At 45.0% G+C, this 16,135-nt stretch carries 14 protein-coding genes and 1 pseudogene; 9 read left to right on the top strand and 6 right to left on the bottom strand.

All coding sequences use genetic code 11. The features are described 5' to 3' along the window. Positions 1-2: 2 nt before the first annotated feature. The 6 genes from IPP74_12185 to IPP74_12210 all read right to left on the bottom strand — a co-directional run bounded on the left by IPP74_12185 (position 3) and on the right by IPP74_12210 (position 5,576). Positions 3-1,472, bottom strand: coding sequence for a DUF4139 domain-containing protein (locus IPP74_12185; GenBank protein ID MBL0320027.1), 1,470 nt, complete (start codon positions 1,470-1,472; stop codon positions 3-5). A gap of 92 nt (positions 1,473-1,564) precedes the next feature. Continuing rightward, positions 1,565-2,203, bottom strand: a complete 639-nt coding sequence (locus tag IPP74_12190; protein ID MBL0320028.1) for a methyltransferase domain-containing protein — start codon at positions 2,201-2,203, stop codon at positions 1,565-1,567. Next, the gene (locus IPP74_12195; protein MBL0320029.1) at positions 2,196-3,503 is read right to left on the bottom strand and encodes a glycosyltransferase family 4 protein; all 1,308 of its coding nucleotides are present in this window, start codon (positions 3,501-3,503) and stop codon (positions 2,196-2,198) included. Before IPP74_12195 ends, IPP74_12190 begins: the two co-directional genes overlap by 8 nt. 21 nt (positions 3,504-3,524) lie before the next feature. Beyond that, positions 3,525-4,190, bottom strand: coding sequence for a hypothetical protein (locus tag IPP74_12200; protein MBL0320030.1), 666 nt, complete (start codon positions 4,188-4,190; stop codon positions 3,525-3,527). Between the two features lie 60 nt (positions 4,191-4,250). After that, positions 4,251-4,451 (bottom strand): hypothetical protein, encoded by a 201-nt coding sequence (locus tag IPP74_12205; protein MBL0320031.1) that lies wholly within the window; start codon positions 4,449-4,451, stop codon positions 4,251-4,253. Positions 4,452-4,649: 198 nt separating this feature from the next. After that, on the bottom strand, positions 4,650-5,576 hold the full coding sequence (locus IPP74_12210; protein ID MBL0320032.1) for a UDP-3-O-acyl-N-acetylglucosamine deacetylase: 927 nt from the start codon (positions 5,574-5,576) through the stop codon (positions 4,650-4,652). Between the two features lie 267 nt (positions 5,577-5,843). Here IPP74_12210 and IPP74_12215 point away from each other — a divergent pair, with 267 nt between their 5' ends. The 9 genes and pseudogenes from IPP74_12215 to IPP74_12255 form a co-directional block, all read left to right on the top strand. After that, on the top strand, positions 5,844-6,983 hold the full coding sequence (locus IPP74_12215) for a thiolase family protein (protein ID MBL0320033.1): 1,140 nt from the start codon (positions 5,844-5,846) through the stop codon (positions 6,981-6,983). Further along, positions 6,983-9,385 carry an enoyl-CoA hydratase/isomerase family protein gene (locus IPP74_12220; protein ID MBL0320034.1) on the top strand — a complete coding sequence of 801 codons (2,403 nt, stop codon included), beginning with the start codon at positions 6,983-6,985 and terminating at the stop codon, positions 9,383-9,385. The genes IPP74_12215 and IPP74_12220 overlap by 1 nt, the downstream gene beginning before the upstream one ends. 593 nt (positions 9,386-9,978) lie before the next feature. Continuing rightward, complete coding sequence (locus tag IPP74_12225) at positions 9,979-10,212, top strand: hypothetical protein (GenBank protein MBL0320035.1); 234 nt, start codon at positions 9,979-9,981, stop codon at positions 10,210-10,212. A gap of 36 nt (positions 10,213-10,248) precedes the next feature. Further along, positions 10,249-11,394: a filamentous hemagglutinin N-terminal domain-containing protein gene (locus IPP74_12230; GenBank protein MBL0320036.1), complete on the top strand. Its 1,146-nt coding sequence runs from the start codon at positions 10,249-10,251 to the stop codon at positions 11,392-11,394. Next, positions 11,382-11,927: a hypothetical protein gene (locus IPP74_12235; protein ID MBL0320037.1), complete on the top strand. Its 546-nt coding sequence runs from the start codon at positions 11,382-11,384 to the stop codon at positions 11,925-11,927. Before IPP74_12230 ends, IPP74_12235 begins: the two co-directional genes overlap by 13 nt. 31 nt (positions 11,928-11,958) lie before the next feature. Then, complete coding sequence (locus tag IPP74_12240; GenBank protein MBL0320038.1) at positions 11,959-12,945, top strand: S-layer family protein; 987 nt, start codon at positions 11,959-11,961, stop codon at positions 12,943-12,945. Next, positions 12,908-13,285, top strand: a pseudogene (locus IPP74_12245) (hypothetical protein). The gene IPP74_12240 and the pseudogene IPP74_12245 overlap by 38 nt, the downstream one beginning before the upstream one ends. 283 nt (positions 13,286-13,568) lie before the next feature. After that, positions 13,569-14,345, top strand: a complete 777-nt coding sequence (locus tag IPP74_12250; GenBank protein MBL0320039.1) for a hemagglutinin repeat-containing protein — start codon at positions 13,569-13,571, stop codon at positions 14,343-14,345. Positions 14,346-14,371: 26 nt separating this feature from the next. After that, on the top strand, positions 14,372-16,135 hold a 1,764-nt coding region (locus IPP74_12255; GenBank protein ID MBL0320040.1), incomplete at its 3' end, for a hemagglutinin repeat-containing protein.

The following is a 16,135-nucleotide window of genomic DNA, read 5'->3' on the forward strand; positions in this document are numbered from 1 at the left end:
CATTACCATTGCGTCCGCAATGTATAGCTAAGTTTGGATGCTGACCCTGCGGCTAATGGTACGGCAAATTCGTAGAGACTATTGCCCTTATTAACAGGCTTATGGCTAGGTTTAAGGATTTGTACATTAGAACCCGAAACAGGTTCATCCACCAATACGGTGATGGCATCTTTTTTGCGGTTTTTGAGTTCTACCTGAATATCGTCTTCACGCCATTTATGCTCGTTATTTTCGCGCGTGGCCATCACTTTACGCTCGGCCACAATATCGAAAGCATTGCCAAGTTTTAATTTAAGTTCTTCATCTTTGGGGGTGTGGTCGATGGTGTCTTCACCAATAAGTTCCATGCTTTTTCCGTCTTGTTTGGAAATGCGAACCCTGCCTGCGGGGAGTGGTTTACCAAGGCCTGATTTTTCATTATTGGTAATCTGTAAATAGACACCGACCTTATTGCCTTCCTGTGTCTTTAGCACATATTGCCGTTTAGCTGGGATATTGGTAATTGGGGTAAATAAGGCGATTTGTTTGGTGGCGTTATGGGTGATGGTTTCCGGGCGCCCTAAGGTATAGAGATGGTATTCAAAGAATGATTTTTCGGCAAATCCTGGTGGTGCAGCGGGGATGGCACCAGCATCACGTTCCATTGCCATGGCTTTATACATGATGCGTCGTGGTTCCTGCTGGCGGTTAATATCGCCTGCCATTAATTTAATTTCGGCATTGGTAAAACTGGTGCCGGTTTGATTGAGGATACTGACCCACGGAGCAATGTCGATCATGTCCTGGCCGTCTTTGCCTTCTTTGGTAAGGGTGATGTTATAATCGGTCCACCACGTGATGCCCTGAGTTTGGTAAGCAATGACGCTATCATGATTTCCCTGTTTCTTGGTATAAATATCCCACTCTAGTGTTGGTTTAATACGTAAGCCTTCGGGTAATTCTTTAAAACTGGTGCTGGTAACATTATTGGTTGAATAAATACCATCTTTGGTTTTAAGAATGGTGGTACCAAAGTTGCTGGTGAGCAACTGGCCGCTATGGGTGCTGGTTGAATTTCCGTTATGTTGCTCAATGGTGATATCTTTTCCCAAGAAACGGTTTAACAAGGCTTCCTGACTAACTAAATCGAATAGATAATTTTGTGAGACCACATGCGTGCCCAGCGGATCTGTTAGCGATTTAAATGTTACGGTTGTTGGATCAAGCAACGCAGCTACTCCATCAAAATCGATGCGACTGGTTCCTGCTTTCAGTGCAAACGAATGCGTTTGGCGGACCATAGCATAACCAGGAACAGCACTGCCAATAAAAATGTTATTTTGTCCGGCAACCGGTCGGTATTGATCTGGGTTAATAGCACCGGGCTGATTACTGCTGTAAATAGTCAAGCTGACATTATCCGCATAGGCAACACTGCCTAACCCAACAATCGTAGCCATACATGCAACAAATGGTGATAAAAATTTAATCATAATGCCCCCTTATAGATATCCATTTATTCTAGTTGATATCAGCGGAAGATTTCAAGCTTATTTGCAGTGAGCATGGAACACAATACTAACCTTTAATAATCAACAGGTAAGCCAGGACGTTGGTCTAATTCATCGCGGCTAAGCATCATTTTATTAACATCAAACTCAAGAATTTGCCGATAAGGTTTTTGTTCTGGTTTTAATTTATAGGCTGCAGCATTGAGATAAAGCCCATCTCGTTGAACACGGATACCCGTGAAACCAGCGGTTTGAAGTTTATCAGCAAGGCGTTGGGCAATGAATCCTGTGCGATACTGAAGATGTTTAGCTGAAGTGTTCTGGCTGGCAGGGCCAAAAAGACAAGCCATGGGATTGGTTTGGCCCTTTTTATCCGTTAGTGCCATTCCTTCTAGCTTACCCGAAGCCAGGCTTTCTCCAACGGTCTGTAAATCATAGACTGTGATGAATAAAAATCCCCCTGGTTCAACCACGCGAAAATATTCCTGTAATGCTTTTGGAACTTCGTAGGTAAACAAATACTCTAATGCCTGGTGGGCAACGATGGCCTGGACGGAATCATTATTATACTGTGTAAGATGATAAAGTTTTTCAGGGTGTTTGGGATCGGCTGCAATATTTAATTCCTGCCATTGTCCTTTGGCAAGGGATGGGTGTATCTGTGCAAGTGGAAGATCGCTAAAGCCGATACGCAGTAATGTTGATTTAGTCATGCGGCCTTCCTCCATGGGTATTGCTTAGATACAACTGCGAAGGTGGTACAAATTGTTTGGCGATGGTTTGCGCAATCGGTGGCTGTACGTGACCTTGTGCGAGTTCACGGATTAATTGAATATGCAGCGGTAAAAGGGTATTTAAATCATAAAAATCTTCCACTGTTTTGCGAGCCATCAAGCGCATCGACTGCATGCGATCCTTATGTTCAAGTATAGCACAGACTTTATCGGCAACGTCTTCAGGTGAAAAGAAATCGGCTAATAACCCATTGACTCCATCTTCAATGACTTCTAGCACGGGTGACGTGCGTGAAGCAACAAGGGCACATCCGGCTGCCATCGATTCAAGCATTGACCATGATAACACAAACGGAAATGTAAGATAAATATGTGCCGTTGATAGCTGGATTACCTTTAAATAATCCGGGTAGGGAAGGCTACCAAGCACGTGCAGCTTTTCAAAATCAAGATTGGCTTTTTCAAAATAGATCTGCCGATAGGTCTTATTGCCTTCAGGCTTTTTGCCATAACTGACACCATCGGCCCCAACCATGATAATATGCGCGTTTGGACGACGCTTCTGGAGTATTTCCAACGCTTTAACGGCGGTAGGAAAACCACGATAAGGCTCAAAGTTTCGTGCTACATAGGTAATAATCTCATCGTTTTTATGTAGGGTTTTGCCATTAGGAAGGGTGTAGGTGACGTCGTTGTTTGGTTTAACAATCTGAGTATTAATTCCATCATGAAGAATCGACATTTTATAGCGAAAATAAGACGGGTGGACATTCGCTTGAAAATAAGTGGGGCTGATGCCCCAGTCGCATGATTCCAGAGCTAATAAATTATTACAGTTTTTAACCCGGATACGTGCCATATCATCGCTGGTTAGTGGATCTTCAGGATCGAAATTACTATCGGCACCATGAGCATTATAATAAAATTCTAGATAATTAAGAAGTGGGGTATCAGGGAAAATATCTTTGACAAACATAGCTTCGCCCCAACCGGGATGAGCGCAGATAATATCAGGCATGAAACCTTTATCTTTGAGGGCTTTGCATGCGCGCCAGACTTCCTGCCCGTATAAGATGGCTTTTTCAAGTGTGATTAAATAACGGTGCGTTTCTTTTTGTGGTTCACGGCGAACCTCGTAAAGGATTTTTTTGATTCCAGGAAGTTCGATATCCTTACGCCGCGTAATAAACACTACTTCATTTTGGGGATCCGCTGCTAATTCACAAGCAATATGCTTATATTGACCCGGCATATTTTGGTGGATAAACAACACACGCATAGAGATGGTATCCAGTGTAAATTAGAATCCCCTGTATTTTGCTTTGACCGGTAAGGTTATCGGGAAAAAGAAAGTATGGTCTTCAAAGGTTGGAAAGGTTGGATCAGTATAGGCTTGTGCTACGGAAACACGGCGTTTTTCGGGAGTCAGGCTTAAAAATTGGGGATCATCCATATTGGCTGGATTATTAGGGAAATACATGATGGTTTCAAATTTACCGACATTTTTATCATGAATGATAAAATGAACCTGTCTAGCCCTATTTTTATAAGGTTCTGGCATCACCGTTAAAAAATCAAACCGCCCCATATTGTCGGTTACCGTAGAGCCGCCGCCGGCAAAATTAATATCGGCTTTTTCATTATTATCGTAATAGCCTTGATAATTGCCAAAGACATTGGCCTGCCACATATAGATACTGGCGCCTTCCACCGGCGTACAGTGTTTATCCAGTAAGCGTCCAACAATACGCATGGGCGTGCCTTCCGCTAGTGTGGGTGAGCCATTTTTGCGGCGCAGATTATTGCTCTTAGGGAAGAAATCAGGAGGATCAATAGGGCTGAAGATTTGAGGGCTTTCTTTGCAGGCATAGATATTGGGATCAGGCCCACCTGCGTAGGATTGACTCCCCAGTAACACGGTGAGGCCAATAATAACCGGGCATAAAACGCGCAAAACCTTCATCATACATTCCATTTTTGTCCCTACAATACCGCCAATTCTAACAGAGAGAAAGTGTTTTTTGTGTTAATTCCTCTGCTTATTTAATTGATGGTTCAACTTGCGTATGGCTTGTTTCTTTAAAACGTCAAGTCCCACACGTGCGTCTCCCACAATGGAAACCTCAAGCGTGGTCTGTGGATCGATCGCGCTGACTTTTACAGCATGACCGACCTGACGCCATTCTATAAGGTAAGGACTATTGTTTAAAGGGGAATCTTTATCCATATTTTCTAAGTGAATCACGACAATAATAATTCTACGTAACCGGATTTTGGAGTTTCTTCGGTGTATTAGGCGTATCAGATAGACCGAGTTAATCCAGGACGTGATGCCAATAAGGCGATGGAACTTCTCTGGTCGGTTTATTCGGCTTAACGTTTATGCGGCTACTACCACGTAGAAGCCGCATAAGGGAGGATGACATTAATTTAATCCCGTTTCAGCCATAGTATGTGAAAACGCGCTATGTGCGGCAGAATCTTCCGAGAAGCTCACCTGAGACCAGGCTGTTTCGTCACTGAAAAGGGCACGCAGCAATTTGTTGTTGAGGTCGTGTCCTGAGCGATAGGTTTTGAATGAACCTTTAACAAAACCACCAGCTAAGAAGAAATCACCAACGCAATCTAATAACTTATGGCGGGCAAATTCATTGTCGAAGCGCAGTCCGTCTTTATTCATGATGCCTTCTTCGTTAATGACGATGGCGTTATCCAAAGAACCGCCTTTCGCCAGTCCCATAGAGCGAAGCTGTTCTACTTCGTGGAGGAAGCCAAACGTACGGGCGCTGGAAACATCGGTTTTGAATGAATATTGACGCGCATCAAAGAAATATTTTTGATGACCAATAACCGGATTTTTGAAATCGATTTCAAGTTCGATTGCAAATGTATCGCTTGGCGATACAGAGGCAAATTTGCCATCTTCGATGATGTGGATTTCTTTTTTAATCTCAATAACACGACGAGGCTGAGTTTGTTTATGAATACCTGCACATTCAATCAGGAACACAAACGGTTCTGAACTGCCATCCATGATAGGTACTTCAGGCCCATCGATTTCAATCACCGCATTATCAATCTGGCAACCCCACAAAGCGGCCATTAAATGTTCAATCGTATCAACGCTAACGCCGTGTGCGTTTTGGATACGAGTCCCAAGCATAGTGTGGGTGACTAGATCGTAACGAGCAGGTACGAGCGGATGCTTATTGCCTACATCGGTGCGGTTAAAAACAATACCAGTATCTTCGGCCGCAGGGCAGAGGGTGATAACGGTTTGTACGCCGGTATGCAAACCAACGCCAACGCAACTGACTCGATGTTTTAATGTACGCTGCTGACTGTAGAACATATTCACTCATCCTTATAGATAGATATAGCGAGTTTAAAGCCTTATATAAAATCTGACTTATATAAAAATAAACTCCTTTATTCTAATTTAATAAATTGGGCGGTACTATACAAATCACGCTTTGTTACATTTTGTTACAGGCCCGAAATAAGATGATTAAAGTCGCCTTAGACAGGCGTATGGAGGTGATTGTGGGTCAGTCTTGCATGTTGCAGAGCAATTCGCTAGTCTATATATTGAAAGTTGAATTTAAGCAGGTGGGGGACAATGTTTAAGCGAAGTGTGATTGTGGGTTATGGAAGATCTCCATTTACTCCGGCGTTCAAAGGACAACTGGCAACAATAAGGCCTGATGACATTCTGGCGCAGGTGATGCGAGGCCTTATTGACCGAACCGGTATTAATCAAAACGACATTGAAGATGTTATCGTTGGTTGCGCATTTCCAGAAGCGGAACAGGGATTAAATATTGCCAGGCTGGCCAGTTTTATCGCGGGTATTCCAATTCGTGCAGGCGGTGTGACTGTGAATCGTTTTTGTGGATCCTCTATGGAAGCTATCCATATCGCAGCGGGTAAAATTGCCTGTGGTGCAGGTGATTTATTTGTGTGTGCCGGAATTGAGTCTATGACTCGGATACCGATGACGGGTTTCAATCCTTTGCCCCATCCTTCGCTTTATGAAACCTATCCTCAAGCTTACGAGGCTATGGGAGTTACGGCTGAAAATGTGGCTGATCGTTACTATATCTCTCGTAAAACGCAGGAAGAATTTGCCGTAGCCAGCCATAAAAAAGCAGCGGCGGCATTTGAGAGCGGAAAGCTGAAGGACGAAATTATACCCATCCGTGATGGTGATCATCTCATTGAACATGATGGATGTATCCGTCCTGAAACATCGTTGGAAGCATTGGCAAAACTAGAACCAGCTTTCTTAAAAGGCGGGATTGTCACCGCAGGAACCTCTTCACCTCTTACCGATGGTTCTGCTGCGGTTATTGTCTGTTCCGAAGAATATGCTAACCTCCATCAATTGCGAAAAATTGCCTATATCAAAAGTATGGCAGTTTCAGGTTGCGCTCCTGAAATGATGGGAATTGGTCCCATCAGCGCTACTCATAAGGCACTGGAACGGGTGGGACTAACGATTGCCGATATGGATATTATTGAATTGAACGAAGCGTTTGCTTCGCAATCATTGGCTGTCCTTAAAGAGTTGAAAGCGGATATGAAGCGCGTCAATTTAGATGGTGGCGCTATTGCCGTTGGCCATCCACTCGGTGCTTCAGGAGCACGGATTACGGGTAAGGCGGCTATGTTGCTGCGGCGCATGAATAAAAAGTTTGCACTGTCAACCATGTGTATCGGCGGTGGACAAGGGATAGCAACCGTGTTGGAGGCTGTATAATGATCACAATCACAAAAGTAGGTGTTATTGGTTCGGGGATAATGGGTTCACAAATTGTAGCACATCTGGCAAATGCTGGCTTGGATGTGGTGTTGCTGGATATGGTTCCAGAAGGTGCCGCACAACGCGATCAGCTTGCATTGCAAGCCCTGGAACGCATGAAAAAGGCTAATCCCGCGGTGTTGACACATCCGCGTAATATCAAGCGGATTACCATCGGTAATATTGAGGACGATATTGAATTGCTCAAATCCTGTCAGTGGATTGTTGAAGCCGTGGTTGAAGATATCGAAGTCAAACGGACTCTCTATAAAAAGATTGACCGGGTGCGCCGGCCAAATTCTATCGTGTCGTCTAATACCTCGACGATTCCGGTAAAGGCATTGGTGGAAGGAATGACCAAACCATTCCAACAGGATTTTATCATCACCCATTTTTTCAATCCGCCGCGTTACATGCCGTTGCTTGAAATGGTGACCACCAATCGTAACCGCAAAGAAATTGAAGCGGAAATGGAAGAGTTTGCCGAGAAAATATTAGGCAAAGGTGTGGTGCATTGCAAAGATACTCCTGGTTTTATCGCTAACCGCATTGGTTCATTCTGGATGACACTTGCCTTACGCAAAGCCATCGAAATGGATATTTCTGTTGAAGTGGCTGATGCTGTTTTAAGTAAACCTTTTGGGGTGCCTAAAACGGGGGTGTTTGGTTTAATGGATTTGGTTGGCATTGATTTGATGCCAAAGATTGCTAAATCGCTACTTGAATATCTTCCCGACAATGATCATTTCCACCGCGTATATGAAAATTTTCCTTTAGTCACCAACATGATTGAAACGGGGTATATCGGTCGAAAAGGCAAAGGTGGATTTTATCGTCTTCATACGGATGGTGATATCAAAGAAAAAGAGGCGGTCAATCTGCAAACAGGCGAATATGCGCCTGCTAAAAAAGTAAATATGGAGATCATCGACCAGGCTAAAAAGAATGTGCGCCTGTTGCTGACCAGCGACGAAAAGGCCAGTCGCTTTGCCTATGAAGTGATGATCCCGACGCTTGCTTATGCGTCACGATTAGTTCCAGAGGCTGCCGATTCGATCGATGCTATCGATAAAGCGATGCGTCTGGGATATAATTGGAAATGGGGCCCATTTCAGTTGATTGATAAGTTAAGCACGGATACCCAGTCGGGAGCTGCGTGGCTTGCTGAGCAATGTACGTTGCTGGGAATGGCGGTTCCTGAGAATATTTCAGCCGTTGGTACAGGGCATTTCTATCACGATGAAGGCCGCGATATCATGGTATTTTCAGGACCTGAACAGTATCATGTTCAGCCGGTTCCTGATTATGGGTGGACATTGGCTGATAAAAAACGTGGAGCCAAACCTCTGCTTAAAAATGGTTCTGCTTCGCTGTGGGATGTGGGCGATGGTGTTGTGTGCCTAGAATTTACCTCAAAGATGAATTCGCTTGATCCGATGGTACTTGAGCTGATTCAAAAATCGATCGCCTTGGTGAAGGATCAGCAATATAAGGGATTAATCATTGGTAATGACAGTGATAATTTTTGTGTGGGGGCCAATATCGGTGTATTGCTGTTTACGGCCAACGTTGCTGCCTGGAAAATGGTGGATGATGTGATTAAACAAGGTCAAAGCACGTATCAAAGCCTTAAATATGCGCCGTTCCCAGTGGTTACGGCTGCCAGTGGGATGGCGCTGGGAGGCGGTTGTGAAATGCTGCTTCATTCCGATGCCGCTGTTGTGCATATGGAAACCTATACCGGGTTAGTGGAAGTAGGCGTTGGTATTATCCCAGGGTGGGGAGGGTGTACTGAAATGCTGGTGCGCCATCAAAAAATGCGCTTAAAAGAACAATCTACGGCTGCGGCATTAGGGCGGATGTTTTCAAGGATAAGCCTGGTGAAAACAGTGAATATGATGCCGGCAATTACCAAAGTGTTCGAATATATTGCAACCGCTAAAGTATCGACTTCAGCCGAAGAAGCCAAAGAAATGGGTATTTTACGCGACAGCGATAAAATTGTGATGAACCGTCAGCATGTGTTGGCTGAAGCTAAAGCTAAATGCCTGGCGCTTGCGCCTAATTATAAAGCACCGGAGCCTGATACATTGAGTCTCCCCGGAAAAACGGCACGTACGGCATTGCATATGGGGATTCAGCAATTTGAGCGAAGAGGCAAAGCGACACCGCATGACGTGGTTGTTTCTAAAGCGTTAGCTTATGTACTAAGCGGAGGTGATACGGATATCACCAAACAGCTCAGTGAACAGCAAGTGCTCGATTTAGAACGCGCTGCCTTCCTGGAACTTATTCAAACTCCAGCGTCATTGGCAAGGCTGGAGCATATGCTGGATGTTGGAAAACCGTTGCGGAATTAGGATAGAAAAACAATTCAACAAGGTGAGTCATATTCTTGCTTTCGTCGGCTACCGGGATTTAAAATTAAAGATCCTTATAAGTCAACATGGTGTTGATTGAGAGAATTTGATTTGGGTATTCCGCGGAGATTGGGTATGTTCCTGTCATCTACATAGTCACCCATAAAAACCCAATTTTTACCTAAATTGAGCCATTTCTTGCTTGAAAATCTCCCAATGGAATGGGCGCAAAAGCAGTCGCGGCAGCTCCCGTAACGGTGACGGGTTCAACCATATTCCAGCCCTTGTTTTCATCGGCTACTGATATTTAAAATTACAGATCATTATAAATCAATATGTTATTGATTAAGAAATGTTGATTTTGGTGTCCCGCTGAGATTTGGTATGTTCCTTTGATGTGCATACGATCCAAGAAGAACAAGAGCGGTAGCCTTTCATGAAAAAGAAAAACAGGTATTCGCTAACTTACATACAAAAATGAGCCAATCCTCCATTTAACTTCCAATTGAAAATAATTCCTTGTTTTCAACTTTATACCATAGTATACAATTTTCCTTCTGTGGGAAATAGCCATTCACTTGCATTCGGTATTTATGAAAAAATTGGGTCAAGAATTGTCAATAAAATTACATCATTGCCTTGTGTTAATGCTCTCTGTAATACTGGCACTACAACCTATGTTAGCACCCATCGTCTACGCACAGACTGTGATTACATCCGACACAGCTGCTCCTTTAGCCAATCAACCTCATGTTGCTGAATCGCTTAATCATACACCGGTAGAAAACATTGCTACACCATCTGCTGCTGGTGTTTCCCATAACTAACTAACCGATCTACAAGTTGGCAATGAAGGCTTGATTGTGAATAATTCTGCGTCAACGGGAGTCTCAACCCTTGGTAGTGTTGTTATTGGCAATTCTAATCTTAGCACAGGCCATGAAGCGAATATTATCCTCAATGAAGTCACCGGCACCAATACCACCAGTTTAAACGGCCCTACGGAAATTTTCGGCAAAAAGGCGGAGTATATTGTCGCTAACCCCAACGGCATCAGCTGCAATGGCTGCGGATTCATCAACACGCCTAAAGTCACGTTAACGACCGGAGTGCCCCATATGGATGGTGCGGGCAATATAGACCATATCACCGTTGATAAAGGCAACATCCTGATTGAAGGCAACGGCGTTGATGCCAGCCAGACCGATTCCTTTGATATCATCGCCCGTGCGGCACAAATCCACGCAGCCATTTATGGTGGCAATACAGTGCGCGTCACGACAGGCCGCAACCAAGTCAATTATCAAACGGGTGTGGCCACTCCACTTGCTGCTACACCGGAATCAGTGGTTAGCAAGCCCACCATTGCGATTGATGCATCTGCTTTGGGTGGTATGTATGCGGGAAAGATTTATCTTAAAAGCACCGAAGCAGGCGTTGGTGTTAATAATGGCGGTATCTTGCAAGCCAGTAACGGTAATTTAGAAATCACGGCTGATGGTGAGCTTGTGCAGGCGGGCACTGCTTCTGCTACTGCTACTGCAGATGTGAAGCTTACCTCAACAGCCAGCAAAGTGACCCATACCGGCAGAACCGCTGCTGGTGGTTCGGTAACCGTAAATGCACATAGCGATGCTCAATTAAGTGGTCAATATATCTATGCTGGTGATCAGATTAATCTCACTGCCGGCGATCAACTCACCTTAGATGGCTCAGGCGCTGATTCAGGCTTTGCGTTTGTGAAAGCCAACACCATTACGGGCAATGCAGACTCTATCCATTTAACACATGTACTCACCAGCGGAACAGAAGAGGTGATATCCATGACAGCCGCCAGCCTCGATATAAGCGATAGCGATATACTCGCGAACTCGGTGGTGTTTATTTCCACTGGAGCAACCACTATCACGACCAGTCAGATTGTGGCTAATGACGGATTGTCCCTAACTAATGGCAGTTTCAGCGCAACGAACAGCACCTTACTAGCCGACACCTCTTGCAAAACGTAAGCGGCAATTGGCTAAATGATACATCGATTATATCGATGCTAGGTGATTTGTCTTTAACAGTCGGTGGAACCTTAACCAATCAAGGAGAGCTCTCTTCAGCAACGCATATCGATATAAGCGCACACGATTTAAACAACACCGCAACCGGTGTCATCGCGTCCAACGATGATGCGTTACTCGGTGCTACACATGACCTGACAAACCAAGGCGTACTCTATACGCACGGCAATATGAATATAGAAGTTGGCAACCATCTCCTCAATGATCAGGGTTACATCCTGGCAGAAACGGGCACCTTATGGATGGGCGGTTTAAACAACACCCGCATGGTCTTATTAGAAAACCAAAGCGGCTTAATTCAATCTGGTGGTTTAATGACATTAGTCGCAGACACTCTCAGCAACCACCGCGTCGGGAATCCTTCCTTTATTGAGGATGCAGGCGATATCGAGTATTTTGATATCCGCTTAGGCCATGGCAATGACGATATGCTGGCACATACCGGCAGTGATAATCAATGGCTGATTTTTTAATGCTGATCCGTATTTAGACCGCGTTAAATTCATGGTCGATAATAACTCTACCTGGCAGGCCGATCCCAACCTTCCTCCAGGTGTAGCACGTCAGGTCATTACAGAAACAGAAGATTTTACCGAGCGGGCGGGCCAAATTATTTCTCAGGGCAACCTGGTAGCAGACGCCTCTACACTCAACCAGCAGGTCAGTTATGTCAGCGCCAGCGGCAATGTTGATTTAGGCAATGCCAATGTCACCAATACCGGGATGGATATTAACAGTATCCTGCGCTATACCTGCATGACTTCCGGCTGCTTGCCGCATATCTATAATCCAGTCATCAATGAATATGACCTGGTTGGCTCGATCGCTCCACTTGAAACGTTTGACCTCGTTTATCAATCCGGCCATGTAGCCAGCACCATTGAAGCCGGTGGCACATTAACGTTGGGTGGTAATTTGGTGAATAACCAGACATCGCTTCCAATAAGCGGCGTATTAATTACCCCACGTATCGATCAATCTTCGGTGGTTTCCCCTGGAGTGAATGTCAGCGTAGGTGGTTTATTTGGAGTAGCATCTGATCCTAACTCGCCCTACTTGATCACCACCCAAATACCAAACATTAATCAAAATGGCTATGTGGGTTCCAGTTACTTATTAGATCAACTCGGTTATCAGCTTGACCACACCATCTTATTATTAGGCGATCCTTTTTACGAAACGCAATTAATTGAAGATGCCTTGCTTAAAAAACTAGGAACACGTTTTATTACCCCTGGTATTACCGATGCTAACGCACAAATCACCCAGCTTTATGATAATGCCAAAGAGCAAATGGGTAGTTTAAATTTATCGGTTGGTATTGCCTTAACCGATTCACAGCAATCGCTTTTAACCAAAGATATTGTGTGGCTGGTGCAGCAAACCATTAACGGTAAACAAGTGTTAGTGCCTACTGTATATCTAGCCAGTAGCGATGCCCAATTAAAAAGACATTGCACAAAACACCGGCGCAACATTAAACGGCCATGATATTGCCTTAACAGGCAACAGCATCACCAACCAAGGTGGTCTACAAGCTCAGCATAATCTAACCATCAACTCAAGCACCGTTTCAAACCAAGGTGGATTAATCAAAGCGGGTAATAATCTGGATATCACCGCAGACACAATCAGCAACAGCGCATCCGTAGGATCAAGCAGCTACGGCAAAAGCACGTTTGAAACACTGCAACATCAAGGAACCCTTGCCGCAGGAAACAACGTAAACCTCACCACCAGCGGTGATATCCATTTTAACGGCGGTGTGCTCGATGCCGGTGGGACGGGCAGCTTAACGTCGACCAACGGCAATATCATCATCGACAGCCAGGCCTTAAACAACCACACCGATGCGTCCTATCGCCACAGCCATTACACCAGCGACAGCACCTTGCAAATTGGCTCGTTATTAAGCGGTCAGCAGCTGGTGTTAAATGCCGCCAACGACATCACCATCAAAGGCAGCGATGCGCAAAGTGCTGGTGATATTAATTTAACCGCACAGAATGTCACCATTGGTGCCGAAACCGAAAGCTACCATTACCACGAAACCAGCAGCAGCCACGGCTTTATGAGTTCTAGCAAAGAAGGAGGTCAAACAAGATAAAGAAAGCTTGCGAGGTTCTACTTTAACGGCAGGAAATAACATTAACATCAATGCCAATGATAATATCAACGTTACCGCCTCTTACGCAGAAGCAGGTAACGACATCCATTTACTCGCCGATGCCGACCACAACAACACAGGCGGCATTACGGTAGAAGCTGGCAAAGGTTATGAATCCAGCTACGTGTATAAAAAGGACAGCGGTTTCACCGGCGGACTTTCTGGCATGAGTTTTGGCGTGAGCTACCAGCAGACCAAGGACAAGATCAGCAGCTACCAGGAAACCTTATTACCTTCAATGATGGTAGCCTGGCATGACATCACCATGGATGCCCATGATGATATCAACATTCTCTCTAGCGTCGTGAATGCTGGCCATGATGTTATCCTCAACAGCGATAATAACATTAACCTGTTGGCACTGGATGCTGATAACAGCTACGCCGAATCGCATAAGATGACTAGCATTGGCGTAACCGTTGCCATTCAGGAAGGATTTACCGGCTTGATTGATTCTGTAAAAGGATTAGGCGATAAAGGTTCTGGCAGCTATGCAGGAATTCAAACGGCGGCGGATGCCTATAAGGGAGCTTCGCAATTTGCATCGATGTATAAAGCCAGCAAAGGCTTTACTGACCCCGCCAATTACTGCCTAGCATTTCTGTCAGCCTCGGCATCTCCAGCAGCTCCTCTAAATATGAAACCAGCGGCAGCAATTTTACGCAGACGCAAATTACCGCCGGACATGATTTTATTAGCCATAGCGGTAAGGACACGACTGTAAAGGGAGCGAATATTCTGGCACAGAATGTGAATATGGATGTAGACGGCGACCTCACCGTAGAATCAGTACAAAACACCCAGGAAACCAGCAAAAGCGAACATAGCGGTGGCATGAGTGTGGGTATTAGTTATGGTGTTAATGGCTTATCACCAACATTTGGCGCAAATGCCTATAGCGGCAGTGGTGATGGGCACAAGAAGTGGACGGATAATGTCACATCGATTATTGGCACTAACTCAGTTGATATTGATGTAACAGGCAAAACAACCCTAACAGGTGCCATCATCGCGCAAGCAACCCCACAAGAAGACGGCACTTACATAGACGGCGGTAACCTCACCTTAAACACCGGCTCACTGGAAGTGAGCGATTTAACCGATGAAGATATCTGGCATTATGACGGCGCTGGAATAGCCGTTGGCTTTGGCGGCCCTCCAGGACAGCCAGTTATTGGATCAGGTTCTAACCTATCCTCATCCTATACCCCATCCTTAAAGATAGAAGATGACACCAAAATCGGCGTCACCCACGCCACTATCGGTGCAGGAACCATCACCATAGCAGGCCAGGCGGCAACCGATGACCAACTGAATGGCGTTAACCGCGATGTGAACAACGTACAAGAAATCCTGGTGGATGAGCATAATAGCTTGGATGTGGAAATCCCGCTTGATGGACTTAAGGATATTGTGGAGGTTTTGAAAGATATTGCTGCAAAATTAGATACTCCTAATGTTGGTCTTTCAACAGCAATCGAAATTACACAATCTCTAGCAGAAAAATTGGATCAATTAGGAGTATCTGACGCTGACCAAGCAAAATTAATTAACAGCGCAGGTGGAATGAAGGCTGCTGGTTATATTTATGGTACTGAACTCATTGAATCAATCAATGGAACATTATCAAGCAAAGATATGGCTCTCTTGCTGGATGGATATGTACCCGTAAAAACAAGTGACGGCTATTCATGGCTATTAGCTTCGGATATTGGATTAACATCTAATAATGGTGTAACGAGCATTCTTATCACAAATGGTGCCAAACCTAGAACCACTGCAGAGATTGCAGCTTCTTATCAAGCCGCAGGATTAACGCTTGGGGGTGGAAAAACACTTCTAGAATTAGCTGGAAGTATGGCAAGCGATTTGCTCGGATCGTTAAAGTCGATTGAATCTAAATGCGGATGTTTGAGTGCGATTGAAGCTGCGATCGAAATAGGCGTTCCAACCATTGCCGGGGCTGTCAGCGGTGCACTCGCTGGAGCGGCAACAGGCAGTCTCGCAGGTCCAGGAGGAGCAGCAGTTGGAGCATTGGCTGGAGCTACATCAGGAGGTGTAGCTGGTTTTGAAGTGGGCACCATGGGTTGGGCAGGCGAACAGCTCATTAATGCCAGCATTATAGGTGACGGTTTAGCCTATGCTGCAGATCAAGCTATAGAAACTGCGGCGAATAAATATCAAGCTCAAGGCTTGTCTTCGGAAGATGCTTACGCTCTTGCCGCAGTTACAGTCATTGCCGCTGCTTATGCGACTGCTGTTTCTGTAAAAACGGTCATGGGTGTGGTTAATGCTAAGGGTATCGGGAAAATTGTCGATGGAGAAATTGAGCATTCTGGAGCTACCAATAAACCTTTAGGATTAGGATCAACAGGAAGGACGCAGCCCGCAAATCTTGCCGAAGAATTGGCAATGAAAGAAGCTATTTCTAATCCGGCAGCAGGAGAAGTCTTGCCACTTAAAATGAATGACCCAAGATGGAAGGCCAATCAGGGGTGGGTTAAAATGCAGCAA

Source organism: Alphaproteobacteria bacterium (genome assembly GCA_016722515.1).
In the GTDB taxonomy this organism is placed as follows: domain Bacteria; phylum Pseudomonadota; class Alphaproteobacteria; order Rickettsiales; family JADKJE01; genus JADKJE01.